This window comes from Streptomyces sp. ActVer (assembly GCF_027270795.1).
Classification (GTDB): domain Bacteria; phylum Actinomycetota; class Actinomycetes; order Streptomycetales; family Streptomycetaceae; genus Streptomyces; species Streptomyces umbrinus_A.
The window spans coordinates 1-4,633 of sequence record NZ_JAPWHT010000626.1 but is presented as its reverse complement, the minus strand read 5'-3'; the positions used below and the strand labels follow the sequence as shown (position 1 = coordinate 4,633).

Annotated in this window: 4 protein-coding genes and 1 pseudogene; all 5 read right to left on the bottom strand. The window is 66.5% G+C overall.

Features of this window, described 5'->3' with window-relative positions:
- Positions 1–2,002 (bottom strand): AAWKG family protein (locus O3Q52_RS49165; protein WP_269654938.1); only part of this gene is annotated, 2,002 nt, incomplete at its 3' end.
- Between the two features lie 123 nt (positions 2,003–2,125).
- On the bottom strand, positions 2,126–2,587 hold the full coding sequence (locus O3Q52_RS49160) for a type VII secretion system-associated protein (RefSeq protein ID WP_269654937.1): 462 nt from the start codon (positions 2,585–2,587) through the stop codon (positions 2,126–2,128).
- A gap of 201 nt (positions 2,588–2,788) precedes the next feature.
- Complete coding sequence (locus O3Q52_RS49155) at positions 2,789–3,097, bottom strand: WXG100 family type VII secretion target (protein ID WP_189844488.1); 309 nt, start codon at positions 3,095–3,097, stop codon at positions 2,789–2,791.
- A gap of 85 nt (positions 3,098–3,182) precedes the next feature.
- Positions 3,183–3,518: a hypothetical protein gene (locus tag O3Q52_RS49150; protein ID WP_269654936.1), complete on the bottom strand. Its 336-nt coding sequence runs from the start codon at positions 3,516–3,518 to the stop codon at positions 3,183–3,185.
- A 556-nt stretch (positions 3,519–4,074) separates the two neighbouring features.
- Positions 4,075–4,633 (bottom strand): annotated as a pseudogene (locus tag O3Q52_RS49145) (type VII secretion protein EccB); the annotation flags it as partial.

Sequence of the window (4,633 nt, the reverse complement as noted above, 5' to 3'; positions counted from 1 at the left end):
GGTTCGTCACCTTCAGACCGTCGCCCAGGTCCTGCGTGGTGACCGTGCCGTCCGGTGACGTGGTGGTGAGCAGCCCGCTGTCCGGGTCGAAAGAGGTGCTGCTGCCGTCCGGGAAGTCGGTGGTGAGCTTGCCTCCGTCGGCCTGGGTCTTCCCTCCGGTCGGGGTGTTGAGTGCGCCGCCCCCGCCGTTCAGTCCGCCGAGGTTGCCGAGGTTCTGGGTGACCGGGCCGAGGTCGGTCTGGCCCGGGCCGGTGCCGTCGCCGTTGAGGTCTCCCATGTCGCCGAGGCTCTCGGTGGTGACCGGGTTGTTCTGGTTCAGCAGGTCGTCGGGGATGTCGAGGTTCTGCTCGTTGACCGCGTTGGGGTCGTTGAGCCCGCCGAGGCTCTCCTGCACGGCCTTGGCCTGCTCCTCGGCCTCGCGCTTGGCCTCTTCCTGCTCGCGCCGCTGTTCCTCGCGCAGTTCGTCGGCGTACTTCTTGTCCTCGTCACGCTGCTGGTTCTGCTCGTTGCGGAGCTCTTCGGCTTCCCGCTTGGCCTCGTCCTGCTCCGCCTTCTGCTCGTTGCGGAGTTCCTCCTGGTACTTCTTGTCCTCCTCACGCTGCCGGTTCTGCTCCTCCCGCAGCTCGTCCTGGTACTTCTTGTCCTCCTCCCGCTGCCGGTTCTGCTCCTCCCGCAGCTCGTCCTGGTACTTCTTGTTCTCCTCGTTCTGCTTCTTGAGCTCCTCCTCTGCCTCCTTGGCCTTCTTCTCCTCGTACTCCTCCGAGGCCGTGCTGGTCGATTTCGGCTTGGGCACGTTGTCCGCGAAGTCCTCGCCGAGGTCGAGGAAGTGGTTGTTCAGGTTGGACTGCACCGTGGCGGCGGGCTTGCCCAGGTACTCGGCGACGCCCTGGCTCCAGACCTTGACCGCCTTGTCGCCGACCTTGGCCCAGTTGGCGATGTCGGTCAGGTCGCCGTACTCGGGGTGCACCTGGGAGAAGCCTCCCTGCGGGCTGTGCCGGACGGTCGTGGTGTAGCGGGTGGTGGTCGACGTGATGTCCGTCTTGGCGACGTTGTTGCTGTCCACCCACTGGGCGAGTTCGTCCAGGACGTAGCGCAGCACCTGGTGCGGGTCGTAGTACGGAGACTTTGCCCATGCCAGCCAGGCGTCCAGCAGCTTGCCGGCGGCGTCCTCCAGGTACTTGCGGCCCAGCGACAGGGCACGCGAGTACACCGTGTTGCCGGTGCCGGTCTCGTCGCCGGTGCCGGCCGAGGAGTCGAAGGTCTCGATGTAGCTGTCGTAGTTCTCGCGGATCTTCGTCAGCAGGCTGCGGAAGACCTCCGCCGCCTCACCCTTCCAGCTCGCGTCGTCCCTGCCGAAACGGTCCTCCCAGTCCTTGAGGACGACCGCGTGGTCCCGGAAGAACTTGGCGGCGTAGTCGAAGGAGTCGCCCGTCGTGTTGAAGGAGCTCAGGTCGACCGCGTCGCTGCCGCCCACGCCCAGGTTGCTGAACCGGGCGTTCTGAGTGCCGCCCTTCAGCAGTTCGAGGAGCGCCGTCCGCGGCCCGTTCATGTACCGGGCGAGCGGGATGGTGGACATCTTGTCCTTGTTGTAGTCCGTGAACTCGTTGCCTTCACGGACCTGGGCGTCGTTGACGTTGTCGGAGTTCGGGCCGGCGAAGATAATCTCCTCGCCGGCCTTCACGCGGCCCTCGAACACGATGCGGGCCTGCATGATCTTCGTCTTCTTGCCGCTGTCGAAGAAGAAAATGTCGTAGTCCTCGCCGGTGTTGGTCAGGAACCCGGAGTCCTTGACCATCAGGCTGAGGCTGCGCTCCTTGATGTCCATCCGGAAGAGCTTGCCGCCGTGGTCGGAGCGGAGCGTGTCGAAGATGGTGTTGCGGTCCGGCACGGGATAGCCGGTGATGTGGGTGACCAGGGTGGCCCAGGTGTCACTCGACGGGTCGCCGGCGTTGTCGAACTTGTCGAGGTTGGTGCCGGAGTTGGGGTCGTAGCGATCGGCCACCGGGCGCCCTTTCTGGTCGGTTGTGGTCCGCGCCGGCCCATCGTGTCTTCGTACGGATGCGCAGGCGTGTGTCTCTTACGGGGGCGCGCCGGTCGGCCGTGACCACCGCCGGCGCGAGGAGGGTCAGTCCTCTTCTTCCGTACTGCCGGCGGTGAGCGTGTCGACCTCTTCGAAGGTCTGCAGCAGGGTCTGCGCGTCGATCGCGTCGAGGTTCTTGTTCTTCGTCTTGTTGGCCTCCTCGATGGTGTCCGAGAGGGCCTCCTTGAGTTCCTTGAAGAGGTCCATCTGGTCACCCAGCAGTTTGTCGATGGCCTCGGCCGCGGTGCGGACGCCCTCGATCAGCTTCGGTCCCGAGACCAGGGGTTCGGTGACCATCTTGCCGATGCGCAGAAGCTGCTTGTCCTGGTCGAGGTTGTCCGGGGTGGTGTGCCCGTCGACGAGATGGCCCAGCGGGCGGATCGTGCTTCCGTCGCCCTCTTCACGGTGCTTCTTCGCAGCGGTGTAGACCGGCTGTACCTCGTTGTCCCGGAAGTTCTCCATCTGCTTGAGGTCGAAATGCTTGACGTCTGCCTTCTCACCGGCCATGAGACGTTCTCCTGCTGCTTGGTGCCGGACGGGGATGCGGGGTGACCCCGTGGGGGGTTCCGCCTGCGGGCGACGGGGGCCCGGCCCCGTCGCCCGGCCGCCCGCATGACACCGCCATGCGGGCGGCCGGGCGACTTCGATCGCACGTGCACGACGCCGGGCCCCCGTCCTCGGGACGGACGGAGAAACTCCGGTCAGACCCTAACGGGCCCGCACATTGCCCCAGTTGTCGGCGCTCTTGCGCTCGTCACGGGAGTGGTTGTCGTGGATGGTGCGGATCAGCTCACCGTTGTCACCGAGGAGCTTGGCCATGTTCTTGGTGGCGTTGTCCCACTCCGCCTGGACCACCCGGTACTGCTCCTGGTCCGCACCTTCCCAGGTGCTGACGAGCGGCTTCAGCTCGTCCTCCAGGTTGTTGAGGGTCGTGATGATCACCTGGGTCTGCTCCATCAATTCCTCGATGGCCTGCTGGACCTTGGGGTACTGCACGTCAATGATGCCGTCGGCCATGACGTCTCCTCTCGAAGGCCGGGCGCCGGGCCCGGGAAGCTCACGAAGTCCGGCTCCACCGCAGGGGGCCGGTACCGCGGGTGGTTCAGCTCAGTGCTTCGAAGACGCCCTGGCTGGTCTTGCTCTCGAGAACCTCGGTCAGGTCCTGGTTCTCCTTCGCCAGGCGGTTGGCGGAGGTCACGTTCTCCTGGAGCGCGTCGATCATCGTGCTGATCTGGACGACGACCTTCTGGGCCTCGGTGTTCCAGCTGCGGAAGAGCTTCAGGAGGGCCTGGCCCTCGTCACCGCCGACACCCGAACGCGCTGCGATCTCGGCGACGTTGTTCTGGGTTTTCTCGACCTGGTCCCGGGCCGACTCCAGAGAGGAGACGCCCCCCAAGCCCTTGGCATAGTCCGCTTTCCTTGCGGCGCTGTCCGCCATGTCACGCTCCCTTCGTTCAGGCGCGCCTCACGCACCATTGCCTGCTGAGGCTAAAGAGAAAATAGGGTTCCGCGCAATGCGTGCAGGCAACATGTGAGCAACAGCCAGTTCGGCAGAATTCGCCTGTATGGCACCGGAGTTGTGCGAACGTTGCAGCCGGATGAACGCTCGCAGCCCGGCGCCGGGGAAGCAGGACGGAACCCCCCGCCTGGCCACACGCAAAGCGGGCGGAAAACGGGCACGCACAGAGACCGAACGGTCACCGGAAGACCCGTCCCGCCAATGCACGTACGCCCACGGGTTTGCATCGGTGCGAACGGCCGCGACATTTGAGCTTCTTCTGAGGTTTCGCCTTCTTGTCGACCTCGCGAGAAGCCTTCGCGTCAGGTCTTCGAATCCGATCCGCGTATCAGGTGCCAGGCCACCGGTCGACTTCGCATTGTCGACTTGACGTCATAGGCGCCGAGTTCGGCTTAGGGCACTCCCGCGGCCGCTCCTTTCCTTTCCCTTTTCCCCAGGCGTGGTATCGGCCGCTTGCCGGGATCGGCAGGTGGTGTCAGCTCTGCGAGACGGTGCCCGCCGAGACCGGCTTGCCCGCCTCCCCCGCCTTGTCCGCTGCGTCGGCCTGGTCCGTCCTGCCCGCCTCTTCGCTCTCCCCGGGCTTCTCCGTCCGGCCGGCGTCGCCGCACTCGGGAGCGGTGGCCTTGGGGTCCGTGACGCCCGCTGCGGCGGCCGGGTCGAGGTCCGCGCCGGTCGGGAAGGCGGCGAGCATCGGCGCCGGGACCGAGCCGATGTCCGAGGCCTAGTAACCGAGCGCCGACAGCGAGTCCTTGGCGGAGACGCGGTACTTCACGCCGTTCTCCGCCACCAGATAGGTGGTTCCGGCGTGCGCGGCGCCGCTGGCGTGCAGGGCCCGGACCAGGGCTCCGTGCCCCGGCCGTACCACCGTGGCCTCGGTCGGGACACAGGCCGGCTTCAGCGGCTCGGCGGTGCCCGCGGACACCGCGACCGGGGCGAGCTGGGTCAGCGGGACCAGCACGGACCTGATCCGTACGCCGCCGTCGTCGCCGTCCACCTGCGCGCAGAGCGCGGTGCCGCGCGACGCGGACTGCGGG